Consider the following 16,866-nt stretch of genomic DNA (forward strand, 5'->3'; position numbering starts at 1 on the left):
GGCTTGACGGATAAGCCGCCGCGATGCGCCGCACCCCTGATTTGGGCGCGGTCGCCGACCCGCGGCCCCCGCGAGAGGACGTTCCATGACCGCGATCACCAATATCAGCGCCCGCGAGATCCTCGACAGCCGCGGCAACCCCACGGTCGAGGTCGACGTCATCCTGGAGGACGGCTCCTTCGGCCGCGCCGCGGTGCCGTCGGGAGCCTCCACCGGCGCCCACGAAGCGGTGGAGCTGCGCGACGGCGACAAGAACCGCTTCCTCGGCAAGGGCGTGCTGAAGGCGGTCGAGGCGGCCCAGACCGAGATCCTCGACGCGATCGGCGGCATGGAGGCCGAGGACCAGGTCGCGGTCGACGAGGCGATGATCGAGCTCGACGGCACGCCCAACAAGGCCCGCCTCGGCGCGAACGCGATCCTCGGCGTGTCGCTGGCGGTGGCCAAGGCCGCGGCCGAGGCCTCGGGCCTGCCGCTCTACCGCTACGTCGGCGGCGTGCAGGGCCGCGTCCTGCCGGTGCCGATGATGAACATCATCAACGGCGGCGCGCACGCCGACAACCCGATCGACTTCCAGGAATTCATGATCATGCCGGTGGGCGCCGATTCGCTCGCCGAGGCCGTGCGCATGGGCTCCGAGGTGTTCCACACCCTCAAGGGCAAGCTGAAGAAGGCCGGTCACAACACCAATGTCGGCGACGAGGGCGGTTTCGCCCCGAACCTGCCGTCCGCCGAGGCCGCCCTCGATTTCGTGATGGACGCGATCAGCGCCGCCGGCTTCAAGCCGGGTCAGGACATGGCGCTGGCCCTCGACTGCGCCGCCACCGAGTTCTTCAAGGACGGCGCCTACGCGTACGAGGGCGAGGGAAAGACCCGCACCATCGAGGCGCAGGTCGACTACCTCGCGCAGCTCGTCGCCACCTACCCGATCGTCTCGATCGAGGACGGCATGTCGGAGGATGACTGGGCCGGCTGGAAGCTCCTCACCGACAAGATCGGCGACCGCTGCCAGCTCGTGGGCGACGACCTGTTCGTCACCAACGTCGAGCGCCTGTCCCGCGGCATCGCCGAGGGGACGGCCAACTCGATCCTGATCAAGGTCAACCAGATCGGCTCGCTCACCGAGACGCTGGCGGCGGTCGATATGGCCCAGCGCGCCGGCTACACCGCGGTGATGTCGCACCGCTCGGGCGAGACCGAGGACTCGACCATCGCGGATCTCGCCGTGGCCACCAATTGCGGGCAGATCAAGACCGGCTCGCTCGCCCGCTCGGACAGACTGGCCAAGTACAACCAGCTGATCCGCATCGAGGAGGGCCTGGGCCCGCAGGCACTCTACGCCGGCCCGTCGGCGCTCAAGCAGCTCGCCCGCCGCTGATCGGTAAGATCCTGCTGGCCGGCCTGCTCGGTGTCGGGGCGGCCGGCCCGGCCCGCGCGGACCCGCTCTGCGACGGTGCCCGCCCGACGCTCAGCGCGCAGCTGCTGTTCGGCCTGTCGCGGCCGGACGGCGGCCGCGTCTCGGGGGCGGCCTTCGACCGATTCCTGGCCGAGTGGATCACCCCGCGGTTCCCGGACGGGCTGACCGTGTTCGCCGGTCGGGGCCAGTGGCGCGGGCCGGACGGACGCATCGTCCGCGAGGCCGCCCGCATCGTCCTGATCGTCACCGAACCGACGCCCGAGGCGGTCGCGGCCCTGCGTGAGATCCGGGAGGCCTACCGGCGCCGCTTCGTGCAGGGCGCGGTCGGGCTGGTGCTCCAGCGGAGCTGCGCGCTGTTCTGACGACGTCGGCGCGGCGCTTCCCACTTTGTTCCGGGGCGCCGCAGGCGAGCCCGGAAGACGGCGCTCGCCTCAGGTCATCGCCGCACCGGACGACTTCCCCGGCACGGTCCAGACCCGCATCGGCCGCGACAGGCCCCGCAACTCGATCGTCCCGACCGGATCCAGCCGCCGGGCGCACCGCTCGGCGAAGGAGTCCGACACGAGGAGGTCGTGACCGAGGGCGGCGCACTGGCTCTCGATCCGGCTCGCCTCGTTGACCGCCCGTCCGATGATCGTGAAGTCGAGGCGCCGCTCGGTCCCAACATTGCCGTACATCACCGTCCCGAAATGCACGACGCCCTCGGCCGGCAGCTCCGGCAGCCCCTCGGCGCGGCGGCGGGCGTTGAGCGCCGCGTTGGCGGCGAGCCCCTCGATCGCGGCGTCGAGGGCGGCCCCGCAGACCGGGCAGGGGAGGGTGTCGGCGTCCGGGACCGGGAAGATCGCCAGGAAGCCGTCGCCGAGGAATTTCAGGATCTCACCGCCGTGCCGCGCCACCGGGTCGCCGAGGGCGTCGAAATGCTCGTTGAGCCACGTGACCATGTCGGCCGGATCCACCCGGTCGGCCAGGGCCGTGAAGCCGCGCAGGTCGGTCAGCAGGATCGCCGCCGGCACGGCCCGCCCCTCACCCCTCCGGATCTGACCGTCGAGGATGCGCTCGGCGGTCGACCGGCCGAGATAGGTGGCCGAGACTTCCCGGAACGTGTGGGCGAGGCCCATCTTGGCCATCGCCAGCGTCAGGAACGGCAGGACACCGGCGATCGCCGCGAGGTCCGCCTCGGTGAAGCCGGCGGCGGCGCGGGTGCAGAACGAGACCGCGATGCCGCGCAGCGCGGTGCCGGGGGCGAATTCGGCGATGTGCAGCACGTAGTCGACGCCGCCCTGCGCCCCGAGGGCCTTCAGGACCGGAAAGTCGACGGCCAGCCCGGGCGCGTCGAGGCGCCAGCGGCCGAAGGTCTCGCCCGTCTCCACGAGGGCGTAGACGGGGCTCAGGAGCCAGTCGCTCTCTTCGTCGGCGCCGTGGGCGTTGGCGACGTACGACATGCCCTCGCCCGCGTGCCAGTTCAGGCTGACGCCGCGCAGCGTCGGGTCCAGGGCCGGCGCCATGACGCTGACCCGCCAGACCGGCAGGCCGGCCTCGACCAGCGACTCGCAGAAGCCCGAGAGCAGGGTGTCGTGGTCGTCGGTCGCCGTGGCGTGCGCGGCGATCCAGCGTCCCAGATGCGTCAGGTCCATGCCTCAGGCTCGCCCCTGTTCGTCCCGGCCGCGGTCCGGCCCTGTCGCGGTCCTGCCCCGACCGCGGCGCGGTCGAAAAGAACCGTTAACCTTTCCGCGCGAGGGTCGCGCCATGGTCGTGCGCCGCCGAGTCAGAATGGTCGTGTTGCCGCTGGGTCTCTGGACCCTGTCGGCGCTCGTGGTCGGCTATTTCGTGTGGCAGGCCGAGAGTGGCAACCGTGGCCTCGAGGCCAAGAAGGCCCTGAAGATCCGCGCCTACGGCCTCAGCCAGGAACTCGCCGCCGTGAAGGCCGAGCGCGCCGTCTGGGAGCACCGGGTGAACCTGCTCAAGAGCGACCAGATCGACCGCGACCTCTTGGAGGAGCGCGCCCGGATCGTCCTGGGCCGGGTCCACGCCAACGACGTGGTCATCATCACGCCCTGACAGGTCCGCGGAGGTCCCCCGATCGTCCCGCGGAAGTCCAGGGGATCGTTTTCCCTAGTCCCGAAAGTCCTCTGACAAGAGCGGCTTCCTGTCAGAGCGGCAGCCCTCGCTTTCCAATCGTCGCTGTCCTACACCCCCACGAAGTCGCGTGGAATCACGGGGAGAGCGCCGATGGACGCCGCCAAGGAGCCTGCCAAAGAGCCCGCCAAGGACGCGTCGTCCGCGCCGGTGCAGGCCGCGAGCCCTCAGGCCGCCGAGGCGCATCGCCCCGCGCCGAACATGCCCCAGTTCACGCGGGACGAGGATCTCCACGCCTATCACGAGATGCTGCTGATCCGGCGCTTCGAGGAGAAGGCCGGCCAGCTCTACGGCATGGGCCTGATCGGCGGCTTCTGCCACCTCTACATCGGCCAGGAGGCCGTGGTGATCGGCATGCAGATGGCCTCGGTCGAGGGCGACCAGGTCATCACCGGCTACCGCGACCACGGCCACATGCTCGCCTGCGGCATGGACCCGAAGGGCGTCATGGCCGAGCTGACCGGCCGCCGCGGCGGCTACAGCCGCGGCAAGGGCGGCTCGATGCACATGTTCAGCCGCGAGAAGCAGTTCTTCGGCGGCCACGGCATCGTCGGCGCGCAGGTCTCGCTCGGCACCGGCCTCGCCTTCGCCGACCATTACCGGGAGAACGGCAAGGTCAGCCTGACCTACATGGGCGACGGCGCCGCCAACCAGGGCCAGGTCTACGAGAGCTTCAACATGGCGGCCCTCTGGAAGCTGCCGGTCGTCTACGTGATCGAGAACAACCGGTACGCCATGGGCACCTCGGTGGCCCGGGCCTCGGCGCAGACGGACTTCTCGAAGCGCGGCCTCTCCTTCGGCATCCCCGGCGAGCAGGTCGACGGCATGGACGTCCGCACGGTGCGCGAGGCCGCGACCCGGGCGATCGAGCACGCCCGCACCGGCCAGGGCCCCTACATCCTGGAGATGCAGACCTACCGCTATCGCGGCCACTCCATGTCCGATCCGGCCAAGTACCGGACCAAGGACGAGGTCTCGAAGATGCGCGACGAGCACGACCCGATCGAGATGGTGCGCAAGCGCCTGCTCGAGCTGCACGCCGTGCCCGAGGCCGAGCTGAAGGCCACCGACGCCAAGGTCCGCGAGGTCGTCAACGCCTCGGCCGAGTTCGCCACCAACGACCCCGAGCCGGATCCGTCCGAGCTCTGGACCGACATCCTGCTCGAAGCGCACGCCTGAGCGCGCACGACAAAGCTGGCCGCCCCCTAACGAAAAGACGACCGCAGAGCTGAGCATGGCGACCGACATCCTGATGCCCGCCCTCTCGCCCACCATGGAGGAGGGCAAGCTCGCCAAGTGGCTGAAGAAGGAGGGCGACCCGATCAAGTCCGGCGACGTGCTGGCCGAGATCGAGACCGACAAGGCCACCATGGAGGTGGAGGCCATCGACGAGGGCATCCTCGCCAAGATCCTGATCGCCGAGGGCACCGAGGGTGTCGCGGTCAACACGCCGATCGCCGTCATCGCCGGCGAGGGTGAGGATCCGGCGAGCGTCCAGTCCGGCGGCGGCGCCAAGCCCAACGGCGCGGGCGGCCATCCGGCCCCGGCGCCCGACATGCAGGCCGAGGGCATGGCCGACAGGCCGGCCCCCGCGGCCAAGACCGGCGACGACGCCCCGAAGGCGCCGGCCGCGCCGGCCGTCATCACCAACAAGGCCCAAGAGCCGGTGATGGAGGAGTTCCCGGCCGACACGCCGATGGTCACCCAGACCGTCCGCGAGGCCCTGCGCGACGCCATGGCCGAGGAGATGCGCCGCGACGGCGACGTCTTCGTCATGGGCGAGGAGGTCGCCGAGTACCAGGGCGCCTACAAGGTCACCCAGAACCTGCTGCAGGAGTTCGGGCCGAAGCGCGTCGTCGACACCCCGATCACCGAGCACGGCTTCGCGGGCATCGGCGTCGGCGCGGCGCTGGCCGGCCTGAAGCCGATCGTCGAGTTCATGACCTTCAACTTCGCCATGCAGGCGATCGACCACATCATCAACTCGGCGGCCAAGACCCTCTACATGTCCGGCGGCCAGCTCGGCTGCCCGATCGTGTTCCGCGGGCCCAACGGCGCCGCCGCCCGCGTCGCCGCCCAGCACAGCCACGACTATTCCGCGTGGTACTCCAACGTGCCGGGCCTGAAGGTGATCGCGCCCTACACGGCCTCCGACGCCAAGGGCCTGCTCAAGGCCGCGATCCGCGACCCGAACCCGGTGATCTTCCTCGAGAACGAGATCCTGTACGGGCAGTCCTTCCCGGTGCCGAAGCTCGACGACTTCGTGCTGCCGATCGGCAAGGCGAAGATCCACCGCACGGGCAGCGACGTGACCATCGTGTCCTTCGCGATCGGCATGACCTACGCGCTCAAGGCCGCGCAAGCGCTCGCCGAGCAGGGCATCGAGGCCGAGGTGATCGACCTGCGCACGATCCGCCCGATGGACAGCGCGACGGTGGTGGAATCGGTCAAGAAGACCGGCCGCTGCATCACCGTGGAGGAGGGCTTCCCGCAATCCGGCATCGGCGCCGAGATCGTGGCCCGCCTGATGGTCGACGCCTTCGACTTCCTGGACGCGCCGGTTCTGCGCATCACCGGCAAGGACGTGCCGATGCCCTACGCGGCCAACCTCGAGAAGCTGGCGCTGCCGACGGTGGCGGAGGTCGTCGAGGCCGCCAAGAGCGTCTGCTACAAGTGACGGGCGCGCGGGCGACGCCGTCGCCCGCCCCGGCCAGATCGAGGAACAGCCGGCGCGCCATGAGCCAGGATCCGAGCACCGACTTCGCCGAACTCGCCATCCCGCCCGACGCCCTGGAGCAGGGCGGCATCGAGGTGCTGCGCGCGGCCGTGGTCGACGGCGCGGTGAGCGTCGCCCTGCGCCGCTCCTTCGACGATCCGGCGACCTGGGGCCGGCTGCTGGCCGACCTCGCCCGCCAGGCCGCCCGCGCCTACGCGCTGGAGACCGACATGTCGGAGGACGAGGCGGTCGAGCGCATCCGCGCCGGTTGGGAGGCCGAGGGGCTCGACCCCGGCGGTCTCAACTGACGATGGCGGCCGACCATGGCTGAGGCGGCCGTCCGGCAGGCGACCTACGCGGATCTGGAGGCGGTCCCGGAGCATCGCGTCGCCGCGCAGGTCGACGGGGCGCCGGACCCGCGTACGCGGCCGCCCTACGACGCCGTCCCGTTCCCTCTCGACGACCTCTTCCCCTTCGACGATCCGGCCGCCCCGGCCTTGCCCGAGACCTGATGCCATGCCGATCAACGTGCTGATGCCCGCGCTCTCCCCGACCATGGAGAAGGGCAACCTCGCCAAGTGGCTGAAGAAGGAGGGCGACCCGATCAAGTCCGGCGACGTGCTGGCCGAGATCGAGACCGACAAGGCCACCATGGAGGTGGAGGCCATCGACGAGGGCGTCCTCGCCAAGATCCTCGTGCCCGAGGGCACCGCGGACGTGCCGGTCAACGACCTGATCGCCATCATCGCCGCCGAGGGCGAGGACCCGTCGAGCGTGCAGGTCGGCGGCGCGCCGAAGGCCGCCTCGAACGGCGAGGCCAAGGCCGAGTCCAAGCCCGAGCCGAAGGCCGACGCCTCTGCGGCCGGCCAGAACACCACGCCCGGCGGCGGCCACATGTCGTACGAGCGGGTGAACGCCGCACCGGAGGGCGCACAGCCGAGCGGCGCTCCGCAGGGTGGCGCGCAGGCCGGCCCGGGCGGCCGCGTCTTCGCCTCGCCGCTGGCCCGGCGGATCGCCAAGCAGGAGGGTGTCGACCTCGGCGCCGTCCAGGGCAGCGGGCCGCACGGCCGCATCATCGCCCGCGACGTCCAGGCCGCGAAGGCCTCCGGCACCACCAAGGCACCCGCCGCCGCGCAGGCCGCCGCCGAGGCGCCGAAGGCGGCCGCACCGGCCCCGAAGGCCGCCCCCGCGGGCGGCGCGCCGGCCGGCCTCACGACCGACCAAGTCAAGGGCTTCTTCGCCAAGGATGCCTACGAGGAGGTGCCCCTCGACGGCATGCGCAAGACCATCGCCAAGCGCCTCACCGAGGCGATGCAGGTCGCCCCGCACTTCTACCTGACGGTGGATTGCGAGCTCGACGCGCTGATGAAGCTACGCGAGACGCTGAACGGCTCGGCCGGCAAGGACAAGGACGGCAAGCCCGCCTTCAAGCTCTCGGTGAACGACTTCGTCATCAAGGCGATGGGCCTCGCGCTGACCCGCGTGCCGGCCGCCAACGCGGTCTGGGCCGAGGACCGGATCCTGCGCTTCAAGCACGCCGAGGTCGGCGTCGCGGTGGCGATCGACGGCGGCCTGTTCACCCCGGTGATCCGCCGGGCGGACGAGAAGACGCTCTCGACCATCTCCAACGAGATGAAGGATTTCGCGGCCCGCGCCCGCGCCAAGAAGCTGAAGCCCGAGGAGTACCAGGGTGGCGTCACCTCGGTGTCGAACCTCGGCATGTTCGGGATCAAGCACTTCACCGCGGTGATCAACCCGCCGCAATCGAGCATCCTGGCGGTGGGCGCGGGCGAGAAGCGCGTGGTCGTGAAGGACGGGGCGCCGGCCGTGGTCCAGGTGATGACCTGCACCCTCTCGTGCGACCACCGGGTGCTCGACGGGGCGCTCGGCGCGGAACTGGTCTCGGCCTTCAAGGGGCTGATCGAGAACCCGATGGGCATGCTGGTGTGAGGCGCGACTCTGCTATGATCGCCTGAGCGATCAACGGAGAGTCGCGTGTCGGAAGTCACCGATCTGGTTCTGCCAGTCCTACAACGGATGCAGAGCGACATCACCGAGGTGAAGCGCGATGTCGCAGCGATCAAGACGACCCTGACGGGTCACACCGAAAAATTTGAGGAGTTGGAGATCTACATCGCCTACGAAACCGGCCTCGGCACACAGGCGAAGGCGGATCTCCAATCGATCAAGAAGACGATCAAGGCCATGGAGCAGCGGCTGAGCGCGCTGGAGACCTCGTCCTGATCGCCGCGTCAACGACGGTGCAGTCACGCGCGCCACAGCGGAGAGCTGAGACACGATGTCCGACACCTACGACGTCCTCATCATCGGCGCCGGGCCCGGCGGCTACGTCACGGCGATCCGCGCGGCGCAACTCGGCTTCAAGACCGCCGTGGTCGACCGCGAGCACCTGGGCGGCATCTGCCTGAACTGGGGCTGCATCCCCACCAAGGCCCTGCTCCGCTCGGCCGAGATCTTCCATTACTTCCAGCATCCTGGCGATTACGGCCTGACCGCGGAGAAGGTCGGGTTCGACACCGCCGCGATCGTGAAGCGGTCCCGCGGCGTCTCGGCCCGCCTCAACGGCGGCGTCGGCATGCTGCTCAAGAAGAACAAGGTCGACGTGATCTGGGGCGAGGCCTCGGTCGACAGCGCCGCGCAGGGCAACCAGCCCGGCAAGGTCACCGTGAAGGAGACCAAGCGCGCCGAGGCGCCGAAGGGCGCCAAGGGCGCCGGCACCTACCAGGCCAAGCACATCATCGTGGCGACCGGGGCGCGCCCGCGCGCGATCCCGGGGATCGAGCCCGACAAGAAGCTGATCTGGACCTACTACGAGGCCATGGTCCCCGAGGCGATGCCCAAGAGCCTGCTGGTGATGGGCTCGGGCGCCATCGGCATCGAGTTCGCCTCGTTCTACCGCACCATGGGCGCCGAGGTGACCGTGGTGGAGCTGCTGCCGCAGATCCTGCCCGTGGAGGATGCCGAGATCGCCGGCCTCGCCCGCAAGCGCTTCGAGAAGCAGGGCATCAAGATCCTCACCGGCGCCAAGGTGACCAAGGTCGAGAAGGGCGCCGATTCTGTCACGGCCACCATCGAGGGCGGCGACGGCAAGACCCAGCAGATCACCGCGGAGAAGCTGATCTCGGCGGTGGGCGTCGTCGGCAACATCGACAATATCGGCCTCGAGAAACTCGGGGTGAAGATCGACCGCGGGATCGTGGTGACGGACGGGCTCGGCCGCACCAACGTGCCCGGCCTCTACGCGATCGGCGACGTCGCCGGGCCGCCGATGCTCGCCCACAAGGCCGAGCACGAGGGGGTCATCTGCATCGAGACCATCAAGGGCCTGCACACCCACCCGATGGACAAGGCCAAGATCCCGGGCTGCACCTACTGCCAGCCGCAGATCGCCAGCGTCGGGCTCACCGAGGCGAAGGCTAAGGAGCAGGGCTTCTCGGTGAAGGTCGGCCGGTTCCCCTTCGCGGGCAACGGCAAGGCGATCGCGCTCGGCGAGCCGGACGGCCTGATCAAGACCGTGTTCGACGCCAAGACCGGCCAGCTGCTCGGCGCCCACATGGTCGGCGCCGAGGTGACCGAGCTGATCCAGGGCTACGTAGTGGCGATGAACCTGGAGAGCACGGAGGAGGAGCTGATGCACACGGTGTTCCCGCACCCGACGCTCAGCGAGATGATGCACGAGAGCGTGCTCGACGCCTACGGCAAGGTGATCCACACCTGATCGGAGGCCGACGCGGCGGGCGGGTCGGACAGGGATCCGAGCCGCGCCGCCACCGACCGGTCAGTGCGGACCGGTCCGCGCCGCGAGCGTCAGGCTCACGGCCTGGAACAGCAGGATCACCAGAACCGTCGCCACGCTGCCGCCGATCGGGATCAGCAGCAGGGCGACGAGCGGATCGAGCCCCCGGACGAGCAGGAGCGTGACGCAGCTGCCGATCACGGAGGCGATGGTCATCCGAAAGATGCAGCATTCGGACGGTTGCATGTGCCCTCCCATCAGGTCCCCGGCGGGAGAGTGAGGACCCGCACCGCAATATGCAACCGGAGATAGTTCCTAGCTGAGAATCAATCCCAGATCGTGATTTCGGCGGCTTACGCGACAGCGCCTCAGGAGCACCCGCGATCCACGGGCTCGGCCTGGTCCGGCGACGGCACATAGGCGCACCACTCGCAGATGCCGCGTTCGGCGCCCCGCCGCGCGTTGCGCTGCGAGCAGAGCGGGCAGACGAGCAGGATCAGGCGCGAGCCGGTGCGCAGCGCCAGCCCGCGCCCCCGGAAGGTGACCTCGGTCGCCGCGTCGCCCGAAGCGCGGTCGCGGGCGCTCACGGGGTGTCCCCGCCGCGGTGCGGGCGGCGCACCGGTGCTCGCGTGGTCTCTGTTGCCATGGCGATGCCGCCCCCCAGCCTTCCTGCCAAGTTGTCGCTGGGTATAAGCGGCGAGGCGGCGAATGGCTCCGCTTGCGCATGTGGATCGGCAGGATGCGCGCGGGTCGAAAGGCCCGTATGACGGGCTGCGCCCCGGCCTTGCTCCGGCGCGGCCCCGGGCGGATGGTACCCGGACGACGATGCAGGCAACGATGCAAGTGACCATGCACGACACGCAGCCCAGCGGATCCGGCGCGGCCACCGACGGCCTTCCGACCTTCGCGGACGTGGCCCGCGCCGCCGAGCGGATCGCCGGGGCCGCGCACCGCACCCCGGTGCTGACCTCCCGCACGGCCGACGCGATGACCGGCGGCCGCCTGTTCTTCAAGGCGGAGAACCTGCAGCGGGCCGGCGCCTTCAAATTCCGCGGCGCCTACAACGCGATCAGCGCGCTGCCGGAGGCGGCCCGCACGCGCGGGGTCATCACTTACTCCTCGGGCAACCACGCCCAGGCGATCGCCCTGGCGAGCCAGCTGCTCGGAGCGCCCGCCACGATCATCATGCCGGGCGACGCCCCCGCGGCGAAGATCGCCGCCACCCGCGGCTACGGCGCCGAGGTGGTCCTGTACGACCGCTACACCCAGGATCGCGAGGCCCTGGGCCGCGAGATCGCCGAGGCCCGCGGCCTGACGCTGATCCCGCCCTTCAACCATCCCGACGTCATCGCCGGGCAGGGGACGCTGGCGCAGGAGCTGATCGAGACGGTCGGTCCCCTCGACGTGCTGGTGGCCTGCCTCGGCGGCGGCGGCCAGCTCGCGGGCTGCGCCCTCGCCGCCGCAGAGCTGTCACCGGGCTGCCGGGTGATCGGCGTCGAGCCGGACGCGGGCAATGACGGGCAGCGCTCGTTCCGCGAGGGCCGGATCGTCACGATCCCGGTGCCCCGCACCATCGCCGACGGTGCGCAGTCGACGGCGCTGGGCGACCTGACCTTCGCGATCATCCGCGCGCGGGTGTCCGACATCCTCACCGTCACCGACGCGCAGCTCGTCGAGACCATGCGGTTCTTCGCCAGCCGGATGAAGCTCGTGGTCGAGCCGACCGGCTGCCTCGCGGCGGCGGCGGTGCTGAGCGGCCTCGTGGACGTGACGAACAAGCGCGTCGGCGTGGTGATCAGCGGCGGCAACGTCGATCTCGGGACCTTCGCGCGACTGACCGGCGAGGCCGCCTGAGGGCGCTCCCGCGCGGCGAATGCCGGGCCGGTGTGACCGCGCCGCGGTGGACCGGCCCCGGGCCAATGCTTATCTTGTACGCGTCGGAATGCGCGTCCCCGGGCCTTGAACCCGGATGGGCGGGAGGGTGACGATGTCCGCTGGTTTCAAGGTTCTCTCACTGACCGATCGCGCCGCCGATCGGATCAAGGCGATCATGGCGGAGGCCGACCGGCCGATCGCCGGGCTGCGCGTCGGCGTCCGGAACGGCGGTTGCGCCGGGATGTCCTACACGATGGAATATGCCGAGGCGGCCAAGCCCGGAGAGGACGTGGTCGAGGATCGCGGCGTGCGCGTGTTCGTCGATCCGAAGGCGGTGCTGTTCCTGCTCGGCACCGAGATGGACTTCACCACCAACAAGCTGGCCTCGCAGTTCGTGTTCAACAACCCGAACCAGACCTCGGCCTGCGGCTGCGGCGAGTCGGTGGCGATCACGCCGGTCTCGGCTGACCGCCTGCCCGCGCAGGCCTGACCGGTTCGCGCCCGCCGTCCCGGGTGGCGCGTGTCGCCGGACGGCGACACGGCCGGGGCCGGCTCTAGGCCACCTGCATCAGCGACTCGGCGGCGTCGTCCAGGAAGCGGTTCCGGCCGGCGCGCTTCGCCGCGAACATGCACAGGTCGGCCCGCTCCATCAGCGAGGCGGGCGTGTCGCCCGGGCGCAGCACCGCCACGCCCAGCGAGATGGTGACCTTGCCGAGCGACTCGCCGGTCGAGCGCTTGACCAGCTCGCGCCCCATGACGCTGGCGCGGACCGTCTCGGCCACCTGCTTGGCCACCGTCCGGTCGACCCCGGGCAGGATGATGCCGAACTCCTCGCCGCCGAACCGGGCGAGCTGCGCCTGCTTGCCGGCGTTCTCGCGCATCACGATCGCCACGAGTCGCAGGACCTGATCGCCCGTGAGGTGACCGTACAGGTCGTTGAAGCGCTTGAAGAAGTCGATGTCGAGGATGATCAGGCTCATGGGCGTGCTGCGCGCCCGGGCCGTCTCCATCGACGCTTTCAGCGTCTCCTCGAAATGCTTGCGGTTGGCGAGCCCCGTCAGGGCGTCGGTCAGGCTCTCGCGCCGGGTCGCCTCGAGCTTCTCGCGCAAGGTCTCGATCTCGCTGCGGGTCTCGCGCATGCGGGCTTCGAGGATCCGGTTGTTGGCGGCGACCTCCCGTGTCGTGGCGGCCAGGGTCGCGACGATCTCGCCGAACCGCGCCCGGCTCGGGACGCCCTGGGAGAGGTCCTGAGCGACCGCGCGCAGCGACTCGCTGTACTGCGCCGTCGAGCCCAGGGAGAGGTCCAGGATCTCGGTGACGGCCGCGATCTCGCTGAGGACGATGCGGCTGACGTCGTCGGTGGTGCTCGCGAGGCGGCGCCCGTCGAGATAGGTCTCGTGCAGGTCGTCGATGTCGCCCTCGGTGAGGCAGCCGTTCTGCGTGGTGAGACGCTTCACGGCGTCGGCGAGCAGCGGCAGCTCCCCCGAGACGTAGGCGTACCAGACGGCGTAGGCGCGCGGCGTCGCGGAGGGCCCGTAGTCGCGAATCAGGTCGTGGCTGCGCTTCGCCAACGCGAAGCTGCGATCGCGATCCGAATAGGTCTCCTGGCTCATCCGTATCCCGCGGTCCGGGGCGACCGACGCGCCTGCGTCGTTGCCCTGACCCAATATACGGCTGCCTGGTAGCCGGACAGTTAAGCCGGAACAGACGTCTGTTACTTATCCTTCTTCGCCAAGACTGGTCGAAGCAGGAACGCAGGAACGTGCGAGCCGAGGCCGACGGGCGTGTCTCCGTCCGCGTCGATCCGGCGCCCGCGCTCCTCGCGCGCGGGCTCGCCGCCGCGGCCTGACGCGCGGCCCGACGCGCGCGGCTCCGGACGGTTCTCGGGGCGGCTCTCAGAACGGCTCTCGGGACGATCGTCCGGGCGGCTCTCCGCGCGCGCCGCGCCGCGGCCGCCGCGCGACCGGGTCGGACGCTCGCGGCCCCCCTCGGTCTCGCTCGCGCTCCGGGCACTCTTCTCGACGCCGGCCTTGTCGTCGCCCTTGTCGGCACCCTTGTCGCTGCCGCTCTTGTCGCCGCTCCGTCCACCGCTCTTGGCGGAGCGGCCGCCCCGACGCCCGTCGCTCGCGCGGCCGCGGTGGCGCGTCCCGGTATCGCCGGACGCGTCGGCCACGCTGGTCAGGTCGCCGTCCAGCCAGGGGATCGGCTGGCCGATCAGCGCCTCGATGGCGCCGAGGGAGCGCGAGTCGTCGGGGGCGACCAGCGTGTAGGCCGTGCCGCTGCGGCCGGCGCGGCCGGTGCGGCCGATCCGGTGGACGTAATCCTCCGGGTGGTGCGGCACGTCGAAGTTGAAGACGTGGCTGACGGCCGGGATGTCGAGACCGCGCGCCGCCACGTCGCTGGCGACCAGCAGGGCGGTGTCGCCGTTGCGGAACCCGTCGAGGGCCGTCGTGCGGGCGCGCTGGTCCATGTCGCCGTGGAGCGCCGCGGCGTCGAAGCCGTGGCTGACCAGGGACTTCTGCAGCAGCGCGACGTCGCGCTTGCGGTTGCAGAAGATGATCCCGTTCTTCAGCTCGCCCTCGCCGCGGATCAGGGTGCGCAGGCGCTCGCGCTTGGCGTGCCCCTCGGCGCCGGTGGCGACGAGCCGCTGGGTGATCGTGGTCGCCGTAGAGGCGGGCCGGGCCACCTCGACCCGCTGCGGGTTGTGCAGGAACATGTCCGCCAGCCGCTCGATCTCCGGCGGCATGGTCGCCGAGAAGAACAGCGTCTGCCGGGTGAACGGCACCATCTTCACGATGCGCTCGATGTCGGGGATGAACCCCATGTCGAGCATGCGGTCGGCCTCGTCGATGACCAGGAGCTCGACGCCGGTGAGCAGCAGCTTGCCGCGCTCGAAATGGTCGAGCAGGCGGCCGGGCGTCGCGATCAGCACGTCGGTGCCGCGCATCAGCTTGGCGTCCTGATCGGCGAAGGAGACGCCGCCGATGATCAGCGCCACGTTGAGCTTGTGGTTTGTCCCGTAGCGGTCGAAATTCTCGACCACCTGGGCGGCCAGCTCGCGGGTCGGCTCCAGGATCAGCGTGCGCGGCATCCGCGCGCGGGCGCGGCCGTTCTCCAGCAGCGTCAGCATCGGGAGCGTGAAGGCCGCGGTCTTGCCGGTGCCGGTCTGGGCGATCCCGAGGACGTCGCGGCGCGCCAGCACGTGGGGGATGGCCTCGGCCTGGATCGGCGTCGGCTCGGTGTAACCCGCCGCTTCGACGGCGTTCAGGACTTTCTCGCTCAGTCCCAGGTCGGAAAAAGGCATCTGCGTTCAGGAACCGTTGCGCGCCCGGCCGGCGCGAAGGACACCGTCGCGGCAACGGCTGGGAAAGGCTCGCGCGGGGCGCTCGGACGCTCCCGGGGCCGCGGGGCGCATGCTCCCTGTCAGTTAGGGCCTTGGCGCGACTTGTCAATCTCGCAATGGCGACAGTGCCTACCCGCGCACAGGGGATCGGCCGCGCGAAGGGTCGCCGATCAGGGCCGGAGACGGTCGCCCGCGGGCGCGACGCAGGGATCCAGGCGGGTGGTGCGGGCGGATCGGGCCGCCGCGATGGCGCCGGTCGTCTCGGGCTCGGCCATCGGCGCGAGCGCCGCGGTCGCGAGGGCAGTCCCGAGCGTCGGCGCGTCGGGCCGGCTCAGCCGCGCGAGCTGGTAGGCGCCGATCACCGCGACGATCCCGACCAGGCCCGCCACGCGCAGCGTCCAGGGCAGGGGGCCCGCGGACCGCCTCGGCTCGGCGCGCGCCACCCGCGCGGCGGTCGAGCCGGTCCGCGGGCCGGCCTGCGCGCCGGGCGCGGCCTCGCCGGTCCGGCGCTTGCCGAAGGTCGTCCGGCTCCGTTCGTCGGGGCTCTGCATAGACAGCGGTCTCCGCCGGCAGGGGACCGGATTCGGTTTGATGCGCGACAGGGGCTCGGGGACGGGCCCGCGAGCGACGGACCATCGGGCAACAGGGTTAATCGATCGCTTACGAGCGAGAATCATTCTCGTCGAAGTTGTGCCGGAATAAAACGTCCGCCGCCGACGGCGCCTGCAGAGACCACGAGCGATGTCGCCGGCCCCGCGCCGGCCGCCGCCAATATGCGCGGCGCGCAAGGCAGCTAGTCTTCACGGCCTCTGCAGCTCTCCTCGCCCTCGTCGAGCGCGCGAGCGGGCCGTCTGCTGTCGGGCGGGCCCAGCTAGTCTTCATCTTTCGTTGACGGGATGTCCCTAGCCTGAAGAGGCTTGTTGCAGGAAAGCGACAGACCCGCCATCCGAGAGCGCCTAGAAGGCTGCCGGCTCAAGCTAACCCCAGGACCGAACACCACCATGAAGAAGCTTCTCCTCGCATCCACCGTCCTCGCCGGCATGACCGCCGCGGCGTCCGCCGCCGACCTTCCGCGCCGCGCCGCGCCGCCGCCGGTGTTCACGCCGGTGCCGGTGTTCACCTGGACCGGCTTCTACATCGGTGTGAACGCCGGCTACGGCTTCGACGCCAACAGCCGCAACACCACCAGCTACGCCCTGCCCGGCGGCTCGCTGATCAACTCCCCCGGCACCGCCGGCGTCGTCAGCGTCAACAACCGCAACAACAACGACGGCTTCTCGGGCGGCGCCCAGATCGGCTACAACTACCAGTTCACCCCGGGCTCCGGCATCGTGATCGGCTTCGAGGCCGACGCCCAGTACGTCGACTTCGCCCGCCGCGCCAACGCCACCCAGAACTACAGCTTCCTCGGCTTCCCCGGCGTCGCCTTCTCCAACCCGCCCGCCTTCGTCGCCACCAGCGGCAACGGCCTGGACTACTTCGGCACCGTGCGCGGCCGCCTCGGCTACGCCTTCGACCGCACCCTCGTGTACGGCACCGGCGGCTTCGCCTACGGCTCGGGCCAGGACGACCAGAACTTCTCCGGCAACCGCTTCCGCGACAGCTTCCGCACCGGCTGGGCCGCC

General features: G+C 70.6%; 19 protein-coding genes. 13 read left to right on the plus strand and 6 right to left on the minus strand.

Features of this window, described 5'->3' with window-relative positions; translation table 11 throughout:
* The first annotated feature begins 85 nt into the window (after window positions 1-85).
* The gene (gene eno / locus BLW78_RS27000) at window positions 86-1,375 is read left to right on the plus strand and encodes a phosphopyruvate hydratase (RefSeq protein WP_012317987.1); all 1,290 of its coding nucleotides are present in this window, start codon (window positions 86-88) and stop codon (window positions 1,373-1,375) included.
* A gap of 104 nt (window positions 1,376-1,479) precedes the next feature.
* Entirely contained in the window at window positions 1,480-1,776 is a 297-nt protein-coding gene (locus BLW78_RS27005) for a DUF3574 domain-containing protein (protein WP_280142487.1), read from the plus strand.
* 69 nt (window positions 1,777-1,845) lie between these two features.
* On the opposite strand, the gene BLW78_RS27010 is transcribed toward BLW78_RS27005, so the two are convergent.
* Window positions 1,846-3,048 (minus strand): adenylate/guanylate cyclase domain-containing protein, encoded by a 1,203-nt coding sequence (locus BLW78_RS27010; protein WP_091683208.1) that lies wholly within the window; start codon window positions 3,046-3,048, stop codon window positions 1,846-1,848.
* A gap of 112 nt (window positions 3,049-3,160) precedes the next feature.
* Here BLW78_RS27010 and BLW78_RS27015 point away from each other — a divergent pair, with 112 nt between their 5' ends.
* The 8 genes from BLW78_RS27015 to lpdA all read left to right on the plus strand — a co-directional run bounded on the left by BLW78_RS27015 (window position 3,161) and on the right by lpdA (window position 10,005).
* Entirely contained in the window at window positions 3,161-3,472 is a 312-nt protein-coding gene (locus BLW78_RS27015; RefSeq protein WP_012317989.1) for an FtsB family cell division protein, read from the plus strand.
* A 171-nt stretch (window positions 3,473-3,643) separates the two neighbouring features.
* Window positions 3,644-4,729, plus strand: a complete 1,086-nt coding sequence (gene pdhA, locus BLW78_RS27020) for a pyruvate dehydrogenase (acetyl-transferring) E1 component subunit alpha (RefSeq protein WP_020095317.1) — start codon at window positions 3,644-3,646, stop codon at window positions 4,727-4,729.
* 55 nt (window positions 4,730-4,784) lie between these two features.
* Window positions 4,785-6,227 carry a pyruvate dehydrogenase complex E1 component subunit beta gene (locus BLW78_RS27025; RefSeq protein ID WP_020095318.1) on the plus strand — a complete coding sequence of 481 codons (1,443 nt, stop codon included), beginning with the start codon at window positions 4,785-4,787 and terminating at the stop codon, window positions 6,225-6,227.
* Between the two features lie 59 nt (window positions 6,228-6,286).
* Entirely contained in the window at window positions 6,287-6,574 is a 288-nt protein-coding gene (locus BLW78_RS27030; protein WP_020095319.1) for a DUF5076 domain-containing protein, read from the plus strand.
* 15 nt (window positions 6,575-6,589) lie between these two features.
* On the plus strand, window positions 6,590-6,778 hold the full coding sequence (locus BLW78_RS27035) for a hypothetical protein (RefSeq protein WP_091683210.1): 189 nt from the start codon (window positions 6,590-6,592) through the stop codon (window positions 6,776-6,778).
* A 4-nt stretch (window positions 6,779-6,782) separates the two neighbouring features.
* On the plus strand, window positions 6,783-8,216 hold the full coding sequence (locus tag BLW78_RS27040) for a pyruvate dehydrogenase complex dihydrolipoamide acetyltransferase (RefSeq protein WP_091683212.1): 1,434 nt from the start codon (window positions 6,783-6,785) through the stop codon (window positions 8,214-8,216).
* A gap of 45 nt (window positions 8,217-8,261) precedes the next feature.
* On the plus strand, window positions 8,262-8,510 hold the full coding sequence (locus tag BLW78_RS27045; RefSeq protein ID WP_244527072.1) for a hypothetical protein: 249 nt from the start codon (window positions 8,262-8,264) through the stop codon (window positions 8,508-8,510).
* Window positions 8,511-8,565: 55 nt separating this feature from the next.
* Window positions 8,566-10,005 (plus strand): dihydrolipoyl dehydrogenase, encoded by a 1,440-nt coding sequence (lpdA, locus tag BLW78_RS27050; protein WP_091683215.1) that lies wholly within the window; start codon window positions 8,566-8,568, stop codon window positions 10,003-10,005.
* Window positions 10,006-10,065: 60 nt separating this feature from the next.
* On the opposite strand, the gene BLW78_RS27055 is transcribed toward lpdA, so the two are convergent.
* Complete coding sequence (locus BLW78_RS27055) at window positions 10,066-10,239, minus strand: hypothetical protein (RefSeq protein WP_020095324.1); 174 nt, start codon at window positions 10,237-10,239, stop codon at window positions 10,066-10,068.
* A gap of 152 nt (window positions 10,240-10,391) precedes the next feature.
* The gene (locus BLW78_RS27060) at window positions 10,392-10,610 is read right to left on the minus strand and encodes a hypothetical protein (RefSeq protein ID WP_020095325.1); all 219 of its coding nucleotides are present in this window, start codon (window positions 10,608-10,610) and stop codon (window positions 10,392-10,394) included.
* A 250-nt stretch (window positions 10,611-10,860) separates the two neighbouring features.
* Between BLW78_RS27060 and BLW78_RS27065 the strand changes: the two genes are divergently transcribed.
* Both BLW78_RS27065 and BLW78_RS27070 read left to right on the plus strand, forming a co-directional pair.
* The gene (locus BLW78_RS27065) at window positions 10,861-11,877 is read left to right on the plus strand and encodes a threo-3-hydroxy-L-aspartate ammonia-lyase (RefSeq protein ID WP_091683217.1); all 1,017 of its coding nucleotides are present in this window, start codon (window positions 10,861-10,863) and stop codon (window positions 11,875-11,877) included.
* A 133-nt stretch (window positions 11,878-12,010) separates the two neighbouring features.
* Window positions 12,011-12,388: a HesB/IscA family protein gene (locus BLW78_RS27070; protein WP_012317999.1), complete on the plus strand. Its 378-nt coding sequence runs from the start codon at window positions 12,011-12,013 to the stop codon at window positions 12,386-12,388.
* Between the two features lie 64 nt (window positions 12,389-12,452).
* Here the strand turns inward: BLW78_RS27070 and BLW78_RS27075 are convergent, their stop codons facing one another.
* The 3 genes from BLW78_RS27075 to BLW78_RS27085 all read right to left on the minus strand — a co-directional run bounded on the left by BLW78_RS27075 (window position 12,453) and on the right by BLW78_RS27085 (window position 15,792).
* Window positions 12,453-13,511: a GGDEF domain-containing protein gene (locus BLW78_RS27075; RefSeq protein ID WP_020095327.1), complete on the minus strand. Its 1,059-nt coding sequence runs from the start codon at window positions 13,509-13,511 to the stop codon at window positions 12,453-12,455.
* A gap of 101 nt (window positions 13,512-13,612) precedes the next feature.
* Window positions 13,613-15,202, minus strand: a complete 1,590-nt coding sequence (locus BLW78_RS27080) for a DEAD/DEAH box helicase (protein ID WP_091683218.1) — start codon at window positions 15,200-15,202, stop codon at window positions 13,613-13,615.
* Window positions 15,203-15,411: 209 nt separating this feature from the next.
* Window positions 15,412-15,792 (minus strand): hypothetical protein, encoded by a 381-nt coding sequence (locus BLW78_RS27085; protein ID WP_091683220.1) that lies wholly within the window; start codon window positions 15,790-15,792, stop codon window positions 15,412-15,414.
* 450 nt (window positions 15,793-16,242) lie between these two features.
* Here BLW78_RS27085 and BLW78_RS27090 point away from each other — a divergent pair.
* Window positions 16,243-16,866, plus strand: a 624-nt coding sequence (locus BLW78_RS27090; RefSeq protein WP_091683222.1) for an outer membrane protein, incomplete at its 3' end; no start/stop codon positions are given.

Origin of the sequence: Methylobacterium sp. 275MFSha3.1, assembly GCF_900108435.1 — a bacterium.
Lineage (GTDB): Bacteria > Pseudomonadota > Alphaproteobacteria > Rhizobiales > Beijerinckiaceae > Methylobacterium.

Coding starts and splice junctions, on each gene's coding strand:
- eno (WP_012317987.1), top strand. CDS start 86: ATGACCGCGATCACCAATATCAGCGCCCGCGAGATCCTCGACAGCCGC.
- BLW78_RS27010 (WP_091683208.1), bottom strand. CDS start 3,048: ATGGACCTGACGCATCTGGGACGCTGGATCGCCGCGCACGCCACGGCG.
- BLW78_RS27015 (WP_012317989.1), top strand. CDS start 3,161: ATGGTCGTGCGCCGCCGAGTCAGAATGGTCGTGTTGCCGCTGGGTCTC.
- pdhA (WP_020095317.1), top strand. CDS start 3,644: ATGGACGCCGCCAAGGAGCCTGCCAAAGAGCCCGCCAAGGACGCGTCG.
- BLW78_RS27025 (WP_020095318.1), top strand. CDS start 4,785: ATGGCGACCGACATCCTGATGCCCGCCCTCTCGCCCACCATGGAGGAG.
- BLW78_RS27030 (WP_020095319.1), top strand. CDS start 6,287: ATGAGCCAGGATCCGAGCACCGACTTCGCCGAACTCGCCATCCCGCCC.
- BLW78_RS27035 (WP_091683210.1), top strand. CDS start 6,590: ATGGCTGAGGCGGCCGTCCGGCAGGCGACCTACGCGGATCTGGAGGCG.
- BLW78_RS27040 (WP_091683212.1), top strand. CDS start 6,783: ATGCCGATCAACGTGCTGATGCCCGCGCTCTCCCCGACCATGGAGAAG.
- lpdA (WP_091683215.1), top strand. CDS start 8,566: ATGTCCGACACCTACGACGTCCTCATCATCGGCGCCGGGCCCGGCGGC.
- BLW78_RS27055 (WP_020095324.1), bottom strand. CDS start 10,239: ATGACCATCGCCTCCGTGATCGGCAGCTGCGTCACGCTCCTGCTCGTC.
- BLW78_RS27065 (WP_091683217.1), top strand. CDS start 10,861: ATGCAAGTGACCATGCACGACACGCAGCCCAGCGGATCCGGCGCGGCC.
- BLW78_RS27070 (WP_012317999.1), top strand. CDS start 12,011: ATGTCCGCTGGTTTCAAGGTTCTCTCACTGACCGATCGCGCCGCCGAT.
- BLW78_RS27075 (WP_020095327.1), bottom strand. CDS start 13,511: ATGAGCCAGGAGACCTATTCGGATCGCGATCGCAGCTTCGCGTTGGCG.
- BLW78_RS27080 (WP_091683218.1), bottom strand. CDS start 15,202: ATGCCTTTTTCCGACCTGGGACTGAGCGAGAAAGTCCTGAACGCCGTC.
- BLW78_RS27085 (WP_091683220.1), bottom strand. CDS start 15,792: ATGCAGAGCCCCGACGAACGGAGCCGGACGACCTTCGGCAAGCGCCGG.